The following is a 20,030-nucleotide window of genomic DNA, read 5'->3' on the forward strand; positions in this document are numbered from 1 at the left end:
GCTCAACCGTCGGCTCGTTTCCAGGCGCCGACGCCGAGCTGTCCCGTGGTGCCGAGATCCAGCTCCGGGGTGACCGTCACGGGCCGGGCGCCGGGCTTCGCCACGACCCGGACGTAGGGGACGTTCACCGCGGTGCCCGCCAGGGTGGTGTTGCGCCAGACCAGGCCGGACCGGGCGCTCTCACCGGGTTTCAGGGTGAGCGGGGCGGGCGGGTCGTCGAAGCCGGTGCCCGAGGCGATGGCGGCGCCGCCGTGCCGGATGCGGATGCCGTCGACGGGCTCGCGGTTCTCGTCCAGGAGGCTCAGCCGCGGATAGCCGTCGAGCGCGTAGTCCCGCTTCCCGCAGTTCTCCAGGTGGAGTCCGACGACGCGCAGGCCCATCGCGGCGTCGCCGTCGTCGGCCCACAGCCGCAGCCCGGAGGCGGGGCAGGCGCCCGTCTCGGACGGTGCCTCGTCGGCGAGGACCTTGGTGACCCGCTCGACCTTCACCCGGGTCACCGGGGAGGCGCCGGGCGCGAGGACACCCAGGTCGACGGTCCCGTTCCTGCTGCCGCCCGCCGCGACCCCGCTCACGGTCACCTTCTTGTCGCCCATGACCGCGCCGGTGTCCGTCGTGAACGCGAAGATCACGGTGTAGGTCATCGCCTCGGCGCCGTCGTTGGCGACCTGGTAGGCGGCGGAGATGCCCGAGTCGCCGGGCAGCCGGTCCGCGTGGACCGAGCCCAGGGACGCGGACGGGCTCGGGGAGGCGGTGGGGAGGGTGACCGAGGTGATGCGGACGCCGTCCACCGGGGGGTCGGTGACGGTGACGCGGGGTGCCGGGACGGCCGCGCCCGCGCCGCCGGTCGGGTCCGCGTGCTCCGTCCCGCACGCCGTGGCCAGGAGCAGGACGGCGGCCGGGGCCAGGAGACGGGGGTGGGGTCTGCGCATCCGGTCACCTCATCAGGGCGAGCGGCGGGCGACTGTGGCGGAAGCCACAGCTCCGGTCACAGCCGTGTCACAGCCGACCGGACGCGCGGACCCGGCCGGGTTACGACAGCTGGGACTGGACCTGGGCGGAGATCAGCTCCAGGTGGTCCAGGTCGGAGAGGTCGAGGATCTGGAGGTAGAAGCGCCGGGCGCCGATCTCGGCGTAGCGGCCGATCTTCTCCACGACCTCGGCCGGGGTGCCGGCCAGGCCGTTGGTCTTCAGCTCGTCGACCTCGCGGCCGATCGCGGCGGCACGGCGGGCGACCTCCTGGTCGTCCTTGCCGACGCAGACCACGAGGGCGTTGGAGTACGTCAGCTCGTCCGCCTTGCGGCCGGCCGCCTCGACAGCGGCGCGCACCCGGCCGAACTGGGCCGCGCTGTCCTCGACCGAGGCGAACGGCATGTTGAACTCGTCGGCGTAACGCGCCGTCAGCTTCGGGGTGCGGGTGGCGCCGTGGCCGCCGATCAGCACCGGGACCTTCGCCTGGGCGGGCTTGGGCAGCGCGGGCGAGTCGGTGAGGTCGTAGTAGGTGCCGTGGAAGTCGAAGGTCTCACCGACCTTGGTCTCCCAGAGGCCGGTGACGATCGCCAGCTGCTCCTCCAGCCGGCCGAACTTCTCCTTCGGGAAGGGGATGCCGTACGCCTTGTGCTCCTCCTCGAACCAGCCCGCGCCCAGGCCGAGTTCGACGCGGCCGCCGGACATCTGGTCGACCTGGGCGACCTGGATGGCGAGCACGCCGGGCAGGCGGAAGGTTCCTGCGGTCATGAGGGTGCCGAGGCGGATCCGCTTGGTCTCCCGGGCGAGCCCGGCGAGGGTGATCCAGGCGTCGGTGGGGCCGGGCAGGCCGTCGACGTCGCCCATCTTCATGAAGTGGTCGGAGCGGAAAAAGGCGTCGAAGCCGAGGTCCTCGGTGGCCTTGGCCACGGTGAGGAGGGTGTCGTAGCTCGCGCCCTGCTGGGGCTCGGTGAAGATGCGAAGGTCCATGCGTCCATCCTGCATCTCCTTGCCCCCGTCAACCGCATTGGTATCGGCCGACCCGCGCGTCCCCGCCGCGGGTGAATATCGCCGACGGCGGGACGCGGGGCCGTACGGGCCAGTGACCGGCCTCTTCGGTGATCGTTGGGTGGGCGGTGCCGGGCCGTCCGGCACCCGCGCCGGACGGTCTCCGCCGCGCGTCAGATGGCCCGCCGCCACGGCGGGCCGGGGGGCCGAGGAGGCCGACTTGTCCGAAGAGTCCGTCCCGGATTCCGTCCCGGATTCCGGTCTGGGGTCCGGTCTGGGGTCCGGTCTGGGGTCCTTTCCGGGTTCCGGCCCGGGGTCCTTTCCGGGTTCTGTTCCGGATTCCGTTCCGCAGCAGGGTGGCGCGGCCGGTCGGCCGAAGGGTCTGCTCCAGCAGATGGAGGAGCTCATGGCGGCGCTGAACGCGGACCTGTCCGACCTCCACAAGGAGGCGGGACTGGCGCGAGGATCGGCGATCGAGAGCTGAACGCCGTCCGGCGTGATCCACCGGACCCCCGCTAGCCGTCGCGGACTTCCTCCCGGGCCGCCAGCTTGCGCAGCATCTCCAGCACGCGGTCCCGGGACTCGTCGGCGGCGTCGATGGCCTCCATGCACTGCCAGTACGTCGCCTCGTCGGCCGCGGTGCTGGCCATGCCGACCAGTGTGATGCCGACCTCGCCGAGGAGGCCGCCGAGGCTCAGCAGGGTCTGGCGGGCGTCGTCCAGTTCGGTGAGCTGGGCGGCGCGCAGGGCGCCGGGGTCCAGGTCGGGGGTGCCCAGCACACCGCAGCCCCGGCCCGCCAGCTCGGTGAGGCCGAGCGCCTCGCCGCGCAGCTCGGGCGGACCGGAGACGGCCAGTCTGCTGCCGATCGCCTGGGCCAGGGCCTGGGCCTGCCATACCTCGGTCATCAGTTCCGGTACGCCGGCGCCGTGCGCCAGCGCCCGTCTGCTCACCACGATGAGCCGCATCGCGTCCATCAGCCGCCCCGTCCCCGTCGGTCCGAACTGCCTTGCCGCACTCAGTAGTTCACTACCCAGAGTGAGGGTGCGCGAGACGCGAAGCCAGAGGAAGACGGAAATCTGTGGACAACAATTCGGATTCGAGCAGGGTTCCGGCTACGGAGCGTTAATGTGGACTGCCCGGCTCCCTCCCAGGGCGCCCTGATTACCCGTCAGGCACGCGGGAACCGCCGCTCGTTGCGGTCGATCTTCGCGGCCAGCGCGGCCAGCGGGTCGATGTCCAGGACCTCGCAGAGCTGTAGCAGATAGGCCAGGACGTCGGCGACCTCGTCCGTGACCTGGTGCGCGGTGTCGGGGTCGGCCATCACCCGGGACGACTGTTCCGGGGTCAACCACTGGAAGATCTCGACCAGTTCGGAGGCCTCCACGCTGAGCGCGGACACCAGGTTCTTGGGGGTGTGGTACTGCCGCCAGTCGCGGGCGGCGGCGAACTCGGCCAGCCTGCGCTGGAGTCTCGCCACGTCGAGGGGTTCGTCGGTCACGCGTCCAGGTGTACCACTGTGATCGCCCCGGCCCCGGCGGCCCAGGAGGCGTCGCTCACCGCGCCGACGAGGCGGATGTGGCCGCGCTCGCCCATCAGGACGGCGGTGCGCAGGAGTTCGGCGCGCTGGCGGGGGTCGAGGCAGCGGTCGAAGCCGTCGGCGAGGACGGTGAGGCCGCGCATGGCGTCGGGGACCTCGCCGGGGGCGTCGACCTCCAGGACGCCGGGGCCGGTGAAGAGGACCAGGGCAAGGGCGAGGTAGCGCAGTTCGCCGTCGCCGAGCCGTTCCAGTTCCGAGCGGTGGCCGTCGCCGCGGTCGAGCAGCGCCCGTACCGTGCCGTCGCCGAGCGGCTCCGCGAGCAGGTCGGCCACGGGGCCGGCGCAGCCGGTGCGCACGGCGTCGACGAGCAGCCCGTGCCGCCGCCCGCATTCGGCGCGGGTGCGCCACAGGACGTCGGCGAGGTTGTCGCAGCCGCGCAGCAGGCGTCCGGAGCCGATGAGGACGGGGGTGCGCATGCCCTCGGGCCGCGGATCACAGGCGAACACCGACCGCAGCGCGACGACCATCTGCTCGGCGGCGGCCAGCACCTGCCGCTGTCCGTCCGTCTTCCCGGCCACCCGCAGCGGCAGCAGCGCGGTACCGAGGCGGTCGTCGGGGAGCGGGGCCCGGGTCACCGGTGCGGAGCCCGCCGTGTGCCAGGCGGCCTGCACGGCCCGCCGGCCCGGATCCCGCAGCGCGGTCTCCAGGAGCACGAGTCCGCCGGAGGTCAGCCGCTCCCCCACGATCCGCAGTTCCGGCTCCGCCTGTACGGCGACGTCCAGCCGTACCGGTCCTTCGGGACCGTCCGCCGTACACCCGATCCGGAACCCGCGCCGCCGCTGCGCATCGGGCCGCGCCCGCTCCGGCACCAGCGCGACGGGGTCGGGAAACACCTCGCCCAGCTCGGCCCCGCCCCCGAGCCGTGCCAGCGCCTCGTACGCCGCGAGCACCGCGGACTTCCCACTCCCGCTGGGCCCGGCCAACAACGTCACCTGCCCCACCGGAATGCTCGCCCCCCGATGCCGGGCGAAGGCAGACAGCCGCAACTCCGTGACCCGAGGCCGAGGATCACGGCGGGGCACCGCCACAGGCGCCGACGGCTCCCGCCCCACCCGAACCCCCGAACCACCACCGCCCTGAGCGGCAGCCCCCGCGCCCGTCGGCACTTCCCCGCGTCCCGAACGGGCGCGAGGGACAGCCTCCGACGACCGGGCGGACGCACGCGATCCGGCACGGGGAACGGCCTCCGACGGCCGAGCGGACGCATCCGTGCGTGCGCGAGGAGGCTGCCCGGGCTCGCGAAGGGGCTGCCCGGGCCGCGACGGGCCGTCGGGCCTCACCGACACACTCGGCGCCGCCGGTGGCACCGCGACTTCGGGCGACGGCGACACAACGGCCGGCACATCACCCGAACCCGCACGGCGGGACCGACCGGACGATGACGGACCACCAGACCTCGACGGTGGGCTCGACGCTCCCGGTGACACCCCGCCTCCAAGCGACGGGGCGCCCGGCGCAACGCCCGAACCCGCACGACGCGACCGCCCGGCCGACGACGAACCATCAGGCCTCGCAACCGCGCTTGACGCTCCCGGTGACACCCCGACTTCGGGCGCCGGCGACGAGGCGGGTGCTTCGTCTCGCGAACGCGCGCGGTGGGACGGTCCCGGCGACGGCGGGTTGTCGGGCCTTGCCGGTGTGCTCGGGGCCGCCGGTGGCGGTGGAGCCCCGGGCGACGGAGACGGAGACGGCGACGATGTGTCGCTCGGGGCGGATTCGGCGGACGGGGAAGGGCAGGGCGCGGACGACGCGGAGGGCACGGCCATATGCGGACCGTAGGGCTCCGGGTGAGCGGCGAACCGTTCCGTCGTCCGGACCTTCCTACGATCGGGGGACGGGCGGGCGCCGGCTCCACGGCCGGCACGCCGATGGCCGAGCCGCCGCCGGGGGTGCCGGAGACGCCCGTGAGCGCCCCCGAGGGCACCCGACCCTCAATCAGAGCGGCCGTTCAATGACGCCCACCCCGCAGCCGAAAACCCGAAGAGACGTCCGTCCCTCAGCCGGACCGGGAGACCCGCCAGGCCTCCAGGCCCCGCCGCCAGCCCGCCAGGCCTCTAGGCCGCGCCTCAGCCCGTCAGCCCGCCAGCCCGCCAGCCCGCCGTCGGCGATGTCGGCGCCGCCCGCCCTCAGGTCCCCGAAACCCCCGCACCCTCCATCAGCCCGCTGACCTCGGTGCCGGGTGGGGTGAGGAGGAAGACGTTGCGGTCGACGCGGTGCATCCCGCTGGCGAGGCCGAAGACCACGCCGGTGCTGAAGTCGAGGACGCGTTTGGCGACCTCGGTCTCGGCGCTGGTGAGGTCGAGGAGGACCGGTATCCCGGCCATCAGCGTCTCGGCGACCTCGCGGGCGTCGGCGAAGACATTGACCCGCAGGACGACGAAACGGCGCCGCGTCTCGGTCTCCGCGTCCGGCAGCGCACGGTGGCCGACCGCGGAGGGCCACGCGTCACGGCCCCGCAGCGGCACGACCTGGGCGAGCCCCTCCCACTGTTCATCGGTGACGTCGTAACGGCTCACCGGCTCCCCCTGACCTGACTCGCACTCGATGCCTGCACCAGCCAATTCTTACGCCAAGTCACCCGTTCGGCCCAACAGCGACACGATGGGCGAGCGGGTCCGGGCGGCGATCGGTGCTGATCGATGCACAAAGGCGTGATCTTTTCACTATTCAGGCGATTGCCGCGCATTGGGGGCTTCTTACCGCCCTCACACCGGACTCTTCTCCTCCAGGAACACCCCGCTCACCCCCCGCGATTACCGTCCGGTGCGTGCACTTGGCAGAAACACAACAGGTGACACCCGACCGGCGGACACAGTCGGCGGTGTCCGCCGCTCCGGGAGATACCGGGGCCCCCGCGCAATGGCACCGCGTCCTGACCGTCCTCGCCGACATCAGTCTGTTCATCGGGACCCGCTCGATCTGGACGCAGGCGGCCACGCACCACCTGGTCCTGGCGGCCGCGATCTCGGTCTGTTACGTGTCGATCCTGGTCTCCGGCGTGCTGGCGCTGACGGTCCGCAGGACCCGTTCGCTGGCCCGTGTCGACCTGGTGGTGCTGGTCACGGCCGTGGCCCTCGCCCTGTGCGCCTGGGCCCTGAACCACACCGGCGGCGACGAGGGCGCCCTCACCACCCAGGCCGCCAGGGAACTCGTCGCCGGCCACGCCGTCTACGGACAGCCGTGGCCCTGGCTGTTCCACGGCACGGGCATCGCGCTCACGCCGACGATAGGCGGCAGCTACGACTACACCTACGGCTATCCGCCGCTCGCCCCGCTGCTGACCGCCCCGCTGCTCTGGCTCGGCCACCACGGCGCTCCGGCGACGGCGGTCTGCACGGGCGCGCTGATCGCCGGCACGATCGCGCTGTGGCGGATGCTCCCGGCGCCGTGGCGGTCGGCGGCGACGATGGCCTGCCTGGGCTTCGGTTTCCTCTCGACGTACGCCCGGGTCGGCTACCCGGCCGTCATCGCGCTGGCCCTGCTGATCCCGGCGGCGGTGCGCTGGCCGCGGATCGGGCAGGGCGGCCGGCTGGGCGCGGCCGGCATCGCCCGGGCCGCGTGCCTGGGGGCCGCGTGCGCGGCGCAGCAACTGCCGTGGTTCGTCACGCCGTTCCTGCTGGCCGGGGTCTACGCGGTGCGGCGCGGTGAGCTCGGCGGCCGGGCGGCCGGTCTGGTGGTGCTGCGGATCACCGGCGTCGCCGTCACCGTGTGGCTGCTGATCAACACGTACTTCATCGTGTCCGAGCCGGGCCGCTGGCTGGCCGGGATCGCGCTGCCGCTGACCCAGGGTGCCGTGGTGCACGGCCAGGGCCTGGTGGACATCACGCTGTACTACACGAACGGCAGTGACCGCATCGACTGGTACTCGCACGCGAGCATGCTGCTCGCGGCGGCCCTGCTCGCCCTGTTCGTGCTGTTCGTACGGCGCCTCGGCCCGGCCGCGACCGTGCTGCCCTGGCTGGCCTTCTACCTGGCGACGCGCTCCCAGGACGGCTACTACCTGATGATGACGCCGCTGTGGCTGGCCGCGGCCGTGACCGCGCCGCTGTCGGAGTTCGAGCGGGCCTGGCAGCCGCGCCCGGCCTTCCTGACCGGACCCCGGCGCCGGCCCGCCCTGGTCGCGACGATCGCGCTGCTGCTCGCCCCGGCGCTGGCGAGCGCGGCCCTCGCGGCGTCCGGCGGGCCTCCGCTGCGGATGGAGGTCACGGCACTGCGCCGGACCGGGAAGTCGGCGGCGGTGGTGCGCGAGATGACCCTGAGGGTGGTCAACACGGGGAGCGCCGCGCTCACCCCGCACTACACGCTCACCACCGGCCAGGGCATGAGCATGTACTGGCTGCTCGTGCGGGGTCCGGCGACGATTCCCGGGCACGGCACCGCGAGCGTCGAACTCCGCCCGCCGAACGGCCGGTTCGGGATCCCCACCAAGCCGAGCACCCGGATCCGGCTGCGCGCCTTCACGGCGGACCCGCAGACCCTGTCCAGCCAGGACGTGCGGCTGCGCAGGACGGCGACCGGCCGGTGAGGGTCAGGCCGCCGCGCGGGTGAAGCGGAGCGTGCCGGTGACCGTGGTCAGGCCGCGGATCATGCCGCCCTGGTTCCAGCCCATGCCGAACTCGTTCCGGTCCACCGTGAACTCGGCCTCCAGCGTGAGCCCGTCGGCGTCCGCCGAGACCAGCTTCGCGGTGATCTTCTGCGGCCTGCTGATGCCCCGCACGGTCAGCTGACCGTCGACGTCCACCGCGTCGCCCGCACCCCGCACGGCACCGCGCACCGCGAAGGTGATCTCGGGGTGGTTGGCGGCGTCGAAGAAGTCGGCCGAACGCAGGTGGTCGTCGCGCTTCTTGTTCCTGGTGTCCAGCGAGGCCGCGTCGATCGCCAGCGAGCCGGTGGCGGTGCCGTCGGCGGCGACCTCGCCCCGGCCGGTGACGCCCGCGAAGGTGCCCTTGACGGTGACCAGGCCCCACATCGTCTTGTGCCGGAGGGCGACGGCGGAGGCGGTCGGGTCGAGCTGCCAGAGGCCGGTTTCCACGGTGACGGGCATGGCCGTACTCCGATCAATTGATGATTCAAATTTGGATGATGTCACGCTAGCTCAATATGCAAATTTGGACAACAGGTAGAATCGACGGCATGGCCGCCTCCCAGGAACACCCCGCCGAGCTGCCCGAATGTCCGTCCCTCAGGGGTGACGGACTGCTCCCCGCCGAGCTGCGCGCCTGGATGCTGCTGCTGGCCGCGACGGGCGCGGTGGAGCAGCGGCTGCGGTCGGTCGTGAAGGAGACCCTGGACGTCTCGCACGACGAGTTCCTGATCCTGTGCCTGCTGGCCGAGCAGCCCCGGGAAGGGCTGCGCATGACCCGGATCGCCGAGCTGCTGGGCCGCCCCAAGACCCGCCTCACCTACCAGATCGCCTGCCTCCAGCACGGCGGCCTGGTCACCAGGAAGTCGGTCTGCGGCGACAAGCGGGGCATCGAGGTCGCCCTCACCGACAAGGCCCGCGGACTCCTCAGGGACACCTCCGCCACCTTGGCCGAAACGGTCGGGCAGGCGGTCGCCCACGTCATCGGCCCCGAGCAGCGCCAGGCGCTGTGCGCGCTCGTACCGGAGCTCGCGGACGACACGCACGGACCGCACGAATCAGGCCACTTCACCCCCTAGAGGCGCAGGTCACAGCCACAGGGAGGGCAAGGTCACAGCCCCGCCACCCATGCACTTCTGACCGTCTGCCCTAGCATCCGAGCATGACGGTCCTGCCTGACGACGGGCTCTCCCTGGCCGCCGAGTTCCCTGACGCGACACACGAGCAGTGGCAACGCCTTGTCGAGGGTGTGCTGCGCAAGTCGGGCAAGGAAGTCTCGGGCGAGGCCGCTGAGGACGCCCTGTCCACGACGCTGGAGGACGGGCTGCGCACCCGTCCCCTCTACACCGCGCGCGACACCGCGCCCGAACCCGGCCTGCCCGGCTTCGCGCCCTTCGTGCGCGGCGGCCGCCCCGAGGGCGGCACCGACGGCGGCTGGGACATAAGGCAACGGCACGCGGCGGCGCCCGACGGCGCGGTCCTGGCCGACCTGGAGAACGGCGTCACCTCGCTCTGGCTGGTGCTCGGCGAGGGCGGCATCCCCGTCGACGGCCTGGGCCGCGCGCTGGAGGGCGTCTACCTCGACCTGGCGCCGGTCGTCCTGGACGCGGGCCGGGACGCCGAGACGGCCGCCGCCGAGCTGTTCCGGGTGTACGAGGCGAAGGGCGTCGCGCCCGAGGCCGTACGCGGCAACCTGGGCGCCGACCCGCTCGGCCACGAGGCCCGCACCGGCACCGCCCTCCCCTTCGCGCCCGTCGCCGAACTGGCGAAGCGGTGCGCCGGGGAGTTCCCGGGGCTGCGGGCGCTGACCGTGGACGCGCTGCCGTACCACGAGGCGGGCGGCTCGGCCGCGCAGGAGCTGGGCGCCTCGCTGGCCACCGGGGTGGCGTATCTGCGGGAGCTGACGGAGGCCGGGCTCGGCGTCGAACAGGCCCTGGCCCAGCTGGAGTTCCGGTACGCGGCGACCGCCGACCAGTTCCTGACGATCGCCAAGCTGCGCGCGGCCCGCCGGCTGTGGGCGCGGGTCGCCGAGGTCAGCGGGGCGGCCGACGCGGGCGCCCAGACGCAGCACGCGGTCACCTCGCCGGTGATGATGAGCCGCCGCGACCCGTGGGTGAACATGCTCCGCACGACGATCGCGACGCTGGCCGCCGGGGTGGGCGGCGCCGACTCCGTGACCGTGCTGCCGTTCGACCACGCGCTGGGCCTGCCGGACGCCTTCGCCCGCCGGATCGCCCGCAACACCTCGACGATCCTGGTCGAGGAGTCGCACCTGGCCCGGGTCGTCGACCCGGCCGGCGGTTCCTGGTACGTCGAGCGGCTGACCGACGAACTCGCCCACGCGGGCTGGGAGTTCTTCCGGACGATCGAGCGCGACGGCGGCCAGGCGGCCGTCCTGCGCTCCGGCCGGCTGCGCACCGACCTCGCGACCACCTGGGCCGAGCGCTCCAAGAAGCTCGCCAAGCGCCGTGAACCCATCACCGGCGTCAGCGAGTTCCCCTTCCTGGCCGAGAAGCCGGTGGAGCGCGAGCCCGCGCCCGAGCCGCCGTCGGGAGGCCTGCCCCGGGTCCGCCGGGACGAGGCGTACGAGGAGCTGCGCGCCCGCTCGGACGCCCATCTCGCGGCCACCGGCGCCCGCCCCCGGATCTACCTGGCGACGCTCGGCTCGGCCACCGAGTACACGGGCCGCGCGACCTTCGCCTCGAACCTCTTCCAGGCGGGCGGCATCGAGCCGGTCACCGGGGGAAGCTTCGAGGAGAGCGGTGCCACCGAGGCGGTGCTCTGCTCCAGCGACGCGCAGTACGCCGAACAGGCCGCGCGGACGGCCGAGTCGCTGAAGGCGGCCGGTGCCCGGCACGTGGTCCTCGCGGGCCGGGGCGACTTCCCCGGCATCGACTCGTCCGTCTTCGCGGGCTGCGACGCCGTGGCCGTGCTGTCCGAGACCCTCGACCGCATGGGAGTGTCCTGATGGGAATCCCCGACTTCTCCGGCATCGAACTGGGGACCCCCGTCACCGAGGGCAGCCCCGATCAGTGGCGGGCGGCCGGCGGTGACCTGCCGCTGTGGGAGACCCCGGAGGGCATCGGGGTCAAGCCGCTCTACACCGGCCGCGACCTGGAGGGCCTGGACTTCCTCGGCACCTACCCGGGCATCGCGCCGTACCTGCGCGGCCCCTACCCGACGATGTACGTCAACCAGCCCTGGACCATCCGCCAGTACGCGGGCTTCTCCACCGCCGAGGAGTCCAACGCGTTCTACCGGCGCAACCTGGCGGCCGGCCAGAAGGGCCTCTCGGTCGCCTTCGACCTGCCCACCCACCGGGGCTACGACAGCGACCACCCGCGGGTGACCGGCGACGTCGGCATGGCGGGCGTGGCCATCGACTCGATCTACGACATGCGCCAGCTCTTCGACGGCATCCCGCTGGACCGGATGACCGTGTCGATGACGATGAACGGCGCGGTGCTGCCCGTGCTGGCGCTGTACATCGTGGCGGCGGAGGAACAGGGCGTACCGCCCGAGAAGCTGGCCGGGACCATCCAGAACGACATCCTCAAGGAGTTCATGGTCCGCAACACCTACATCTATCCGCCGAAGCCGTCGATGCGGATCATCTCCGACATCTTCGCCTTCACCTCCCAGCGGATGCCCCGCTACAACTCGATCTCCATCTCCGGTTACCACATCCAGGAGGCCGGAGCCACGGCCGACCTGGAGCTGGCGTACACGCTCGCGGACGGCGTCGAGTACATCCGGGCGGGCCGGGAGGCGGGCCTGGACGTGGACGCGTTCGCGCCCCGGCTCTCCTTCTTCTGGGCGATCGGCATGAACTTCTTCATGGAGATCGCGAAGCTCAGGGCGGCCCGGCTGCTCTGGGCCAAGCTGGTCGACCAGTTCGAGCCGAAGAACACCAAGTCCCTCTCCCTGCGCACCCATTCGCAGACCTCGGGCTGGTCGCTGACCGCGCAGGACGTCTTCAACAACGTCACGCGTACGGCCGTGGAGGCGATGGCGGCGACCCAGGGCCACACCCAGTCGCTGCACACCAACGCCCTCGACGAGGCCCTGGCGCTGCCGACGGACTTCTCCGCGCGCATCGCCCGCAACACCCAGCTGCTCATCCAGCAGGAGTCGGGCACGACGAGGGTCATCGACCCGTGGGGCGGCAGCGCCTACGTGGAGCGGCTGACGTACGACCTCGCCCGCAAGGCCTGGGCGCACATCCAGGAGGTCGAGGCGGCGGGCGGCATGGCCAAGGCGATCGACGCCGGCATCCCCAAGCTGCGCATCGAGGAGGCGGCGGCCCGCACCCAGGCCCGGATCGACTCCGGACGGCAGCCGGTGATCGGTGTCAACAAGTACCGGGTCGAGAGCGACGAGGCCATCGAGGTCCTCAAGGTCGACAACTCCTCCGTCCGCGCCCAGCAGATCGAGAAGCTGCGGCGGCTGCGGGACGAGCGGGACGAGACGGCCTGCCGGGACGCGCTGGACGCGCTGACCCGGGCGGCGGACGGCGACGGCAACCTGCTGGAGCTGGCCGTGCGCGCGGCCCGCGCCAAGGCCACCGTCGGTGAGATCTCGGACGCCCTGGAGAAGGTGTACGGCCGGCACGCGAGCCAGATCCGTACGATCTCCGGTGTGTACCGCAACGAAGCAGGCGAGTCCCCGAACGTGGACCGCACCCGGGCCCTGGTCGACGCGTTCGACGAGGCCGAGGGGCGCCGCCCGCGCATCCTGGTCGCCAAGATGGGCCAGGACGGTCACGACCGGGGCCAGAAGGTGATCGCCACCGCCTTCGCCGACCTCGGCTTCGACGTCGACGTCGGCCCGCTGTTCCAGACCCCGGAGGAGGTCGCCCGCCAGGCGGTGGAGGCGGACGTCCACGTGGTCGGCGTGTCCTCGCTCGCGGCCGGCCACCTCACCCTCGTACCGGCACTGCGCGAGCAGCTCGCCGAGGAGGGCCGGGAGGACATCATGATCGTGGTCGGCGGTGTCATCCCGCCACAGGACGTGCCGACCCTCCTGGAGATGGGCGCCACGGCCGTGTTCCCGCCCGGGACGGTGATCCCGGACGCGGCCTACGACCTGGTCCAGCGGCTGTCGGCGGAACTCGGGCACGCCCTGTGATCGATGTCGACGCCTATGTGAAGGGTGTGCTCGACGGGAAGCGCGCGGTCATCGCCCGCGCCATCACCCTCGTCGAGTCCACCCGTCCACAGCACCGGGCGCTGGCACAGGAGTTGCTCACCGAGCTGCTTCCGCACAGCGGCCGGGCGCGGCGGATCGGCGTCAGCGGGGTGCCGGGCGTGGGCAAGTCGACGTTCATCGACGCGTTCGGCACGTTGCTGACGGGCTTGGGGCACCGGGTGGCCGTGCTCGCCGTGGACCCGTCGTCCACCCGGACCGGCGGCTCGATCCTCGGCGACAAGACCCGGATGGAGCGGCTGGCCGTCGACCCGAACGCCTTCGTCCGGCCCTCCCCGAGCGCGGGCACACTGGGCGGGGTCGCGAAGGCGACCCGGGAGTCGATGGTGGTCATGGAGGCCGCCGGGTACGACGTGATCCTGGTCGAGACCGTCGGCGTCGGGCAGTCCGAGACCGCGGTCGCCGACATGGTCGACTCCTTCCTGCTGCTCAGCCTGGCCCGCACCGGCGACCAGCTCCAGGGCATCAAGAAGGGCGTCCTGGAACTCGCCGACGTGATCGCCGTCAACAAGGCGGACGGCCCGCACGAGCGCGACGCCCGGTCGGCCGCCCGGGAGTTGGCGAGCGCGCTGCGGCTGATGCACGGCAAGGACGTGTTCTGGACTCCCCCGGTGCTGAGTTGCAGCGCGCGGGAGTCGACGGGCCTGGAGCTGGTCTGGGAACGGCTTGAGCAGCACCGGGCGTTGCTGGACTCCACCGGGCGGCTCACGGACAAGCGCCGTGAGCAGCAGGTGGGCTGGACCTGGTCGATGGTGCGGGACGAGCTGCTCGGGCGGCTGTCCGCCCACCCCGCGGTGCGCGCGGCCGCCCCCGACCTCGAACAGCAGGTCAGGGACGGCTCGTTGACGGCGACCCTGGCCGCCGAACGCATCCTGCGAGCGTTCGAAGGGCCTTCCGAAGGGCCTCTCGCGGGGTCTTCCGAAGGGCCTCAGGCCAGCTGATCCTGGAGCGCCTCGCGGGCCCGGGCCACCCGGGAGCGGACCGTGCCGACGGGACAGTCGCTGACCTCGGCGGCCTCCGCGTACGGCAACCCGACGAGCTGGGTGAGGACGAACGCCTCACGCCGTTCGTCGGGCAGCGCCGCGAGGAGGTCGAGCAGGACGACCCCCTCCTCGAAGCCCGGCAGCCCGTACGGCTGGGCGCGCTCGACGGCGAGCTGCCAGTCGGGGACGTCCGCCGGGCGCGGCCGGGCGGCGGCGTACCGGTGGCTGTCCACGACGGCCCGGCGGGCGATCGACAGCAGCCAGGAACGGGCCGAACCGTGTCCCTCGAAGCGGTGCAGGCTGCCCAGCGCGCGCAGGAACGTGTCCTGCGCGAGGTCGTCGACCGCCTGCGGGTCGGCGCAGAGATGGGCGACGTACCGCAGGACGTCGCGGTGCAGGGCCCGTACGAACGCGTCCACGGCGGCCGTGTCCCCGGACCGGGCGGCGAGGGCCCAGGCCGTGATCGACTCGTCGCGTTTCTCGTCCGGCGCAGGGCGTGCGGGCAGGACGGAAGTGATCACTCGGTGTCCTTGTGAGAAAGGTGAAGGGGGCGACGGCCCGGTGGCGCTCGCGGTGCTTGAGCGGGCGTACGGCCGTCGTGTTCGTCCGGGGCGCGCAGGGGCGGTCCCGGAACACCGGCTGTCGTCAGATGACAGCCGTCCGCACGGGCGGACCCCGGGAAGTGATCGCGTGGACGAGAAGAAGGAGCCGTGGTGCCCGGTCCGAGCGGCGGCGGTGCGGCCGGGGGCGCGGCCGCCCGGGGGCGACGGGCAGGGCGAGCAGCAGCCGCAGCGGGGCGGTGAGCGGTGCGGTGAGCCGGGCGGCCGCGGCCCGGCTGATGCGGAAGGCCGCGCGTTCGCCGTGTCCGAGCCAGAGTCCGCACAGCAGGGCGGCGAGGAGGTGGGCGGCGAGCATGCCGGTGGAGGCGGTGCCGCCGGTGCCGAGGCCGAGGTACTCGGCGGGGCTTATGTGGGCGGGGCCCATGTGCATGGCGGACATGTCGCCGGCCATGTCCATATGCATGGCGCCCATGGAGGTGGTGCCCACGGAGGTGGTGCTGGTGGTCCACACCTGGGCGGCCGAGAAGCCGGAGTGCAGGGCGGTCTGGGCGCCGACCGCGGCGGACGCGACGAGCGCGAGGCCGCGTTCGCGTGCCGACAGGGTCCAGCCGAGGGCAGTGGTGACCGCGGTGCCGGCGGCCAGCGCCCAGGCGGGGACCGGGCTGCCGGACATCAGGACGTGGCCGACGGCGGCGAGCAGCACGCAGACGGCCGCGAACACCGCGGACCGTACTGTGCGTGCGCACCAACCTGCCGTCATGGCGCATCATCCTCGCATCCGGCGAGGTCTCCTTCGGGGAGTGGTACGGGGATCCACAGGTGGTGTGCTCAACTCATAGGCGGGGTGGGGGGGTTCATAGCTCGGGTGGAACGGTCGGCGGTCGGGTGCGGGTTCGGTGGGGGCTGGTCGCGCAGTTCCCCGCGCCCCTGGCGGGGCGCTCCTCAGCCGTTTCTCTTCAGCCCCGTCCATGGTCCCTCCGGAACCGCTGGGTGGACCTTCTCACCCGTCACGTCGACGACGATCGTGCGGTCGTCGTCGAGGTCCGCTCGGACGCGGCGTAGGTGTCCGGTCCGGTCGATCCAGTACGTGAGGGGCGAGGGGCCGGACGGTTGGGTTGTCGGCGGGGGGCCGGAGAAGACGTCGTAGATCCGGCCGTTGATCCGGTCTTCGCGCAGATGGCGTGGCGCCGAGCGGGCGAGCAGCCGTGCGCTGTCCGGGCGGGCGGCGGCCAGGCTGAGGGTCAGGCGGAGGGCGGTGTCCAGCGAGGCGGGGCCGTAGGCGCGGCGGATCCAGGCCGCCGGGCTGACGCGGGCCGCGTCCCGTACCGCTTCCGCCAGGGACGCGGGTTTCGCGAGGGGGCCCGCGCTGCCGTCGATCCTGGGGCGGGCGATGGAGAGTCCGGTGCCGTCCCAGGCCAGCAGCCCCCGCTCGGCCGCGTCGCCCGTGTCGAACCAGCCCACCGCCCGGTGCCGGTGCTCGTCGACCACCGCGCGGACCACGGCCGTTCCGCCGGGCAGCGGCGCCCGTACCGTCACCTCGGCCGGGCTGTCCCGGTAGGCGCGGAACCGGGTGAGGGCCATGCGCCGGGCCTCGTCCGCCGAGAGCGGGCGGGGGGTGTCGCCGCCGGTCACGGTGAACGGGAGCGCCCCGCACACCGCCGTCACGACGGCGAGGGCCGCCCAGGTCCAGGGGGATCGCATCGGTGTCCGCATGATCACGTACCTACACGCGGACGGGCCGCGCCCGGTCGACACCGGTGCGCGGCCCGCGCTGCGTCACCCTTGCGGGGTGCGCCGTTTACTCCGTGCCGAGGGACAGCACGGCCGCGCGGATCACGTCCGCGACCTCCTGCGGGTGGGCGAGCATGACCAGGTGCGAGGAGTCGACCTCGACGGTCGTCATACCGGCCCGCTCGTAGCCGTAGCGCTCGACGTCCGGGTTGATGGTGCGGTCCGCGGACGACACCAGGCCCCAGGACGGCTTGGTCTTCCAGGCGGCGACCGGGGCCGCCTCGGCGAAGGCCGCACCCGCCAGGGGACGCTGGGAGACGGCCAGCACCCTGGCGAGGTCCGGGTCCACGTCGGCGGCGAAGATCTCCGGGAACCGGTCGGGGTCGACCGTCACGTCGGTGCCGGGCTCGTCGGAGCCCTCGACCGGGAACGGCGTGTACACGAGGGCCGAGGCCAGCTCGGAGTCCGGGAAGCGGCCCTGCAGCTCGCCGAGGCTCTCGCCCTCCTCCAGGGCGTAGCCGGCCAGGTAGACCAGGGCCTGGACGTTGGCCTCGGCGCCCGCGACGGTGATGACGGCACCGCCGTAGGAGTGGCCGACCAGGACGACGGGGCCGGGCACGGCGCGGACCACCGAGGCGAGGTAGGCGGCGTCTCCGGTGAGGCTGCGGTTGGGCACCGCGGGGACCAGCACCTTGAGGCCGTCGGCCTGCAGTTCCGGGACGACCCGGGCGAAGCTGGAGGCGTCCGCGAAGGCGCCGTGCACCAGGACGACGGTGGGCGTGGAGTCGGTCATGGGGATTCCTTGTCGGCGGAGCCGCGCTGCGGGTCAGGCGGTGTGCAGGGCCGTGTGCAGGGTGCGGACGGCGAGCGAGATGGCGGCCTCGGCGGCGTGGGTCCCGCGCAGGGCGTTGAGCATCACGAAGTCGTGGATGATGCCCTGGAAGCGGACGGCGGTGACGGGCACGCCGGCCTCGCGGAGCTTGTTGGCGTAGGCCTCGCCCTCGTCGCGCAGGACGTCGGCCTCGGCGACGACGACCAGGGCCGGGGGCAGGTCCTTGAGCTGCTCGGTGGTGGCGCGCAGCGGGCTGGCGGTGATCTGGGCGCGCTCGGCCTCGTCGGTCGTGTACTGGTCCCAGAACCAGAACATGCCGTCGCGGCGCAGGAAGTAGCCCTCGGCGAACTGGTGGTAGGAGTTGGTGTCGAAGCTCGCGTCGGTGACCGGGTAGAACAGCACCTGCTGGAGCAGCGGTACACCGCCGCGCTCCTTGGCCATCAGGGTCAGCGCGATCGTCATGTTGCCGCCGACCGAGTCACCGGCCACCGCGATCCGGCCGGCGTCCAGGCCCTTGGTCGCGCCCTGCTCCACGATCCACTGCGCGACGGTCCAGTTCTGCTCGATGGCGACCGGGTAGCGGACCTCGGGCGAGAGGTCGTACTCGGGGAAGACGACGGCCGCCTCGGCGCCGACGGCGAGTTCGCGGACCAGGCGGTCGTGGGTGTGGGCGTTGCCGAAGACCCAGCCGGCGCCGTGGATGTAGATGATCACGGGGAGGGGGCCGGTGGCACCGGCGGGCTTCACGATCCGCGCCCGGACGGTGCCGGTGGGGCCGCCGGAGACCGTGATCCACTCCTCGTCGACGGCCGGCTTGGCGATCTCGCCGGACTGCACCTCGTCCACCGCCTTGCGACCGTCCGCCGGGGCCAGGTCGAAGAGGTACGGCGGGTTCGCGGTGGCCTCGACGAACGCCTGGGCTGCGGGTTCGAGCACCGGCGTGACGGGCGTGAAGGCTTCGGACATACGAGTCTCCTGGGAATGCGTCGGGCACACCGGTCGTTCCGGCGCCCCGCGCGTCACGGTAGGAGCCGTGCGGGGCGGGCAGTTGTCCCGGAGCGCACAGTCGGCACCCCGGCAGCGCACAGGCGGGTGCGGCGGTCATCCGGTCATCTCCTGTCGAGATGACTGACATCCCGAACCATCGCCGCCTCGGGGGAAGCATCGTGGGCGGCGGAGCGCTGGTGCAGGGTGAGAGCCACACCTCCTGTGAAGAAGGTCCTTGTGTCCCAGTCGTCGCCAGAAGTCCGCTCCCCCCGCCGGAAGGCAGCCGCCGAGCCCGCGCACGGGGTGCCGGGCTGGCTGATCGCGCTGTTCGCCGTCGCCTCCGGCATGACGGTCGCCAACCTGTACTACGCCCAGCCGCTGCTCTCCGAGCTGCGCGGTGTCTTCCACATCGGCGAGGCCACCGCGGGCACGCTGATCACGCTCACCCAGGTCGGCTATGTGATCGGCATGATCTTCCTGGTCCCGCTGGGCGACCGGCTGGAGAAGCGGAGCCTGATCACCGCGCTGCTGACGGTGACCACGCTCGCCCTGGTGGCGGCCGGTCTCGCGACCGGGTTCCCGATGCTGCTGGCCGCCTCGCTGATCAGCGGTGCGACGTCGGTGGTGGCGCAGATACTCGTGCCGTTCGCGGCGAGCCTGGCGCCCGACCACGCCCGGGGCCGGGTGGTGGGCCGGGTGATGAGCGGTCTGCTCACCGGCATCCTGCTGTCCCGCACGCTCAGCAGCCTGGTCTCCAGCGTCGCCGGCTGGCGGGTCGTCTACCTCGGCTCGGCCGTGCTGATGGCCCTGCTGGCGGTGGCCCTGCGGGCGGCGCTGCCCCGGCACGCGCCGACCACGTCCGTGCCGTACCACCAGGTGCTGCGCTCCACGGTGGCGCTGGTGCGCACCCACCCCGCGCTGCTGCGCCGGGGTCTCTACCAGGCGGCGATGTTCGGTGCGTTCAGCGCCTTCTGGACCACCGTCTCGTATGTGCTGACCGGGCCGCGTTTCCACTACTCCGCCGTCGGTGTCGGTGTCTTCGCCCTGGTCGGGGCGGCCGGTGCGGCCGTCGCCCCGATGGCCGGGCGCTGGGCCGACCAGGGGCTGACCCGGCCGATGACCGGGGCCGCGTTCGCTCTCGCCGCGCTGGCCTTCGCCGCGGCGGGCTTCGGGCAGCACAGCGTCGTGCTGATCGCCCTCGCGGCCGTCGCCCTCGACATGGCCGTGCAGACCAGCCTGATCCTCGGCCAGCACACCGTCTACCAGCTGGACCCGCTCGCCCGGGCCCGTCTGAACAGCGCCTTCATCGCGATCTTCTTCATCGGCGGCGCCGTCGGCTCCCAGGCCGGCTCGGTCGCCTACCGCGCCGACGGCTGGACCGCCGTCAGCCTGTTCGGGGCCGCTCTGCCGGTGCTGGCCCTCCTGTACTGGCTCACCGAACGCCGTCGGGGCGGAGACGGCGAGGCGCGGTCGGCGTAATGGCCCGTGTCGTGCGCCGGGGGGCGCTGAGGGTGTCCCGTCGGTCTCGTCGACACTCCCCCGGTCCGGCGCCGGGGAACGCCGGCGCCTGCCTAGGATGCAG

Annotated in this window: 18 protein-coding genes; 6 read left to right on the plus strand and 12 right to left on the minus strand. The window is 72.9% G+C overall.

The genetic code is table 11. From position 1 onward, the window contains the following. Positions 1 to 2: 2 nt before the first annotated feature. The 6 genes from ACIPSJ_RS35420 to ACIPSJ_RS35445 form a co-directional block, all read right to left on the minus strand. Positions 3 to 929: a DUF4232 domain-containing protein gene (locus ACIPSJ_RS35420; protein WP_401351968.1), complete on the minus strand. Its 927-nt coding sequence runs from the start codon at positions 927 to 929 to the stop codon at positions 3 to 5. Positions 930 to 1,029: 100 nt separating this feature from the next. Next, entirely contained in the window at positions 1,030 to 1,953 is a 924-nt protein-coding gene (locus ACIPSJ_RS35425; protein WP_401351971.1) for an LLM class F420-dependent oxidoreductase, read from the minus strand. A 533-nt stretch (positions 1,954 to 2,486) separates the two neighbouring features. Continuing rightward, on the minus strand, positions 2,487 to 2,945 hold the full coding sequence (locus tag ACIPSJ_RS35430; protein ID WP_355710137.1) for a DUF6099 family protein: 459 nt from the start codon (positions 2,943 to 2,945) through the stop codon (positions 2,487 to 2,489). A gap of 194 nt (positions 2,946 to 3,139) precedes the next feature. Next, positions 3,140 to 3,469, minus strand: a complete 330-nt coding sequence (locus ACIPSJ_RS35435) for a nucleotide pyrophosphohydrolase (RefSeq protein ID WP_401351974.1) — start codon at positions 3,467 to 3,469, stop codon at positions 3,140 to 3,142. Continuing rightward, positions 3,466 to 4,620, minus strand: a complete 1,155-nt coding sequence (locus ACIPSJ_RS35440; RefSeq protein ID WP_401351977.1) for an ATP-binding protein — start codon at positions 4,618 to 4,620, stop codon at positions 3,466 to 3,468. Before ACIPSJ_RS35440 ends, ACIPSJ_RS35435 begins: the two co-directional genes overlap by 4 nt. Positions 4,621 to 5,694: 1,074 nt before the next feature. Continuing rightward, positions 5,695 to 6,084 carry a cell division protein SepF gene (locus ACIPSJ_RS35445; RefSeq protein WP_355710131.1) on the minus strand — a complete coding sequence of 130 codons (390 nt, stop codon included), beginning with the start codon at positions 6,082 to 6,084 and terminating at the stop codon, positions 5,695 to 5,697. Positions 6,085 to 6,389: 305 nt separating this feature from the next. On the opposite strand from ACIPSJ_RS35445, the gene ACIPSJ_RS35450 reads away from it, so the two are divergent. Beyond that, positions 6,390 to 8,093, plus strand: a complete 1,704-nt coding sequence (locus ACIPSJ_RS35450) for a hypothetical protein (RefSeq protein ID WP_401352516.1) — start codon at positions 6,390 to 6,392, stop codon at positions 8,091 to 8,093. Between the two features lie 3 nt (positions 8,094 to 8,096). Here the strand turns inward: ACIPSJ_RS35450 and ACIPSJ_RS35455 are convergent, their stop codons facing one another. Next, the gene (locus ACIPSJ_RS35455) at positions 8,097 to 8,612 is read right to left on the minus strand and encodes a YceI family protein (RefSeq protein WP_401351981.1); all 516 of its coding nucleotides are present in this window, start codon (positions 8,610 to 8,612) and stop codon (positions 8,097 to 8,099) included. Positions 8,613 to 8,701: 89 nt separating this feature from the next. Between ACIPSJ_RS35455 and ACIPSJ_RS35460 the strand changes: the two genes are divergently transcribed. The 4 genes from ACIPSJ_RS35460 to meaB all read left to right on the plus strand — a co-directional run bounded on the left by ACIPSJ_RS35460 (position 8,702) and on the right by meaB (position 14,296). Then, the gene (locus ACIPSJ_RS35460) at positions 8,702 to 9,229 is read left to right on the plus strand and encodes a MarR family transcriptional regulator (protein WP_355710125.1); all 528 of its coding nucleotides are present in this window, start codon (positions 8,702 to 8,704) and stop codon (positions 9,227 to 9,229) included. 83 nt (positions 9,230 to 9,312) lie between these two features. Then, entirely contained in the window at positions 9,313 to 11,118 is a 1,806-nt protein-coding gene (locus tag ACIPSJ_RS35465) for a methylmalonyl-CoA mutase family protein (protein WP_401351983.1), read from the plus strand. Next, complete coding sequence (gene scpA, locus ACIPSJ_RS35470; RefSeq protein WP_401351985.1) at positions 11,118 to 13,277, plus strand: methylmalonyl-CoA mutase; 2,160 nt, start codon at positions 11,118 to 11,120, stop codon at positions 13,275 to 13,277. The genes ACIPSJ_RS35465 and scpA overlap by 1 nt, the downstream gene beginning before the upstream one ends. Next, positions 13,274 to 14,296, plus strand: a complete 1,023-nt coding sequence (gene meaB / locus ACIPSJ_RS35475; RefSeq protein WP_401351988.1) for a methylmalonyl Co-A mutase-associated GTPase MeaB — start codon at positions 13,274 to 13,276, stop codon at positions 14,294 to 14,296. The genes scpA and meaB overlap by 4 nt, the downstream gene beginning before the upstream one ends. Here the strand turns inward: meaB and ACIPSJ_RS35480 are convergent. The 5 genes from ACIPSJ_RS35480 to ACIPSJ_RS35500 all read right to left on the minus strand — a co-directional run bounded on the left by ACIPSJ_RS35480 (position 14,284) and on the right by ACIPSJ_RS35500 (position 18,427). Beyond that, positions 14,284 to 14,859: a sigma-70 family RNA polymerase sigma factor gene (locus tag ACIPSJ_RS35480; RefSeq protein WP_355710117.1), complete on the minus strand. Its 576-nt coding sequence runs from the start codon at positions 14,857 to 14,859 to the stop codon at positions 14,284 to 14,286. The two genes, meaB and ACIPSJ_RS35480, sit on opposite strands and share 13 nt — an antisense overlap. A gap of 124 nt (positions 14,860 to 14,983) precedes the next feature. Then, positions 14,984 to 15,658: a hypothetical protein gene (locus ACIPSJ_RS35485; RefSeq protein WP_401351991.1), complete on the minus strand. Its 675-nt coding sequence runs from the start codon at positions 15,656 to 15,658 to the stop codon at positions 14,984 to 14,986. 182 nt (positions 15,659 to 15,840) lie between these two features. Beyond that, positions 15,841 to 16,611 (minus strand): hypothetical protein, encoded by a 771-nt coding sequence (locus tag ACIPSJ_RS35490; RefSeq protein WP_401351993.1) that lies wholly within the window; start codon positions 16,609 to 16,611, stop codon positions 15,841 to 15,843. A gap of 85 nt (positions 16,612 to 16,696) precedes the next feature. Next, entirely contained in the window at positions 16,697 to 17,422 is a 726-nt protein-coding gene (locus ACIPSJ_RS35495; RefSeq protein ID WP_355710111.1) for an alpha/beta hydrolase, read from the minus strand. A gap of 33 nt (positions 17,423 to 17,455) precedes the next feature. After that, entirely contained in the window at positions 17,456 to 18,427 is a 972-nt protein-coding gene (locus ACIPSJ_RS35500; protein ID WP_359226275.1) for an alpha/beta hydrolase, read from the minus strand. A gap of 258 nt (positions 18,428 to 18,685) precedes the next feature. Here ACIPSJ_RS35500 and ACIPSJ_RS35505 point away from each other — a divergent pair, with 258 nt between their 5' ends. Further along, entirely contained in the window at positions 18,686 to 19,927 is a 1,242-nt protein-coding gene (locus tag ACIPSJ_RS35505) for an MFS transporter (RefSeq protein WP_359226277.1), read from the plus strand. Positions 19,928 to 20,030: the final 103 nt, after the last annotated feature.

The sequence above is a fragment of the Streptomyces sp. NPDC090088 genome, assembly GCF_044747345.1.
GTDB lineage: Bacteria > Actinomycetota > Actinomycetes > Streptomycetales > Streptomycetaceae > Streptomyces.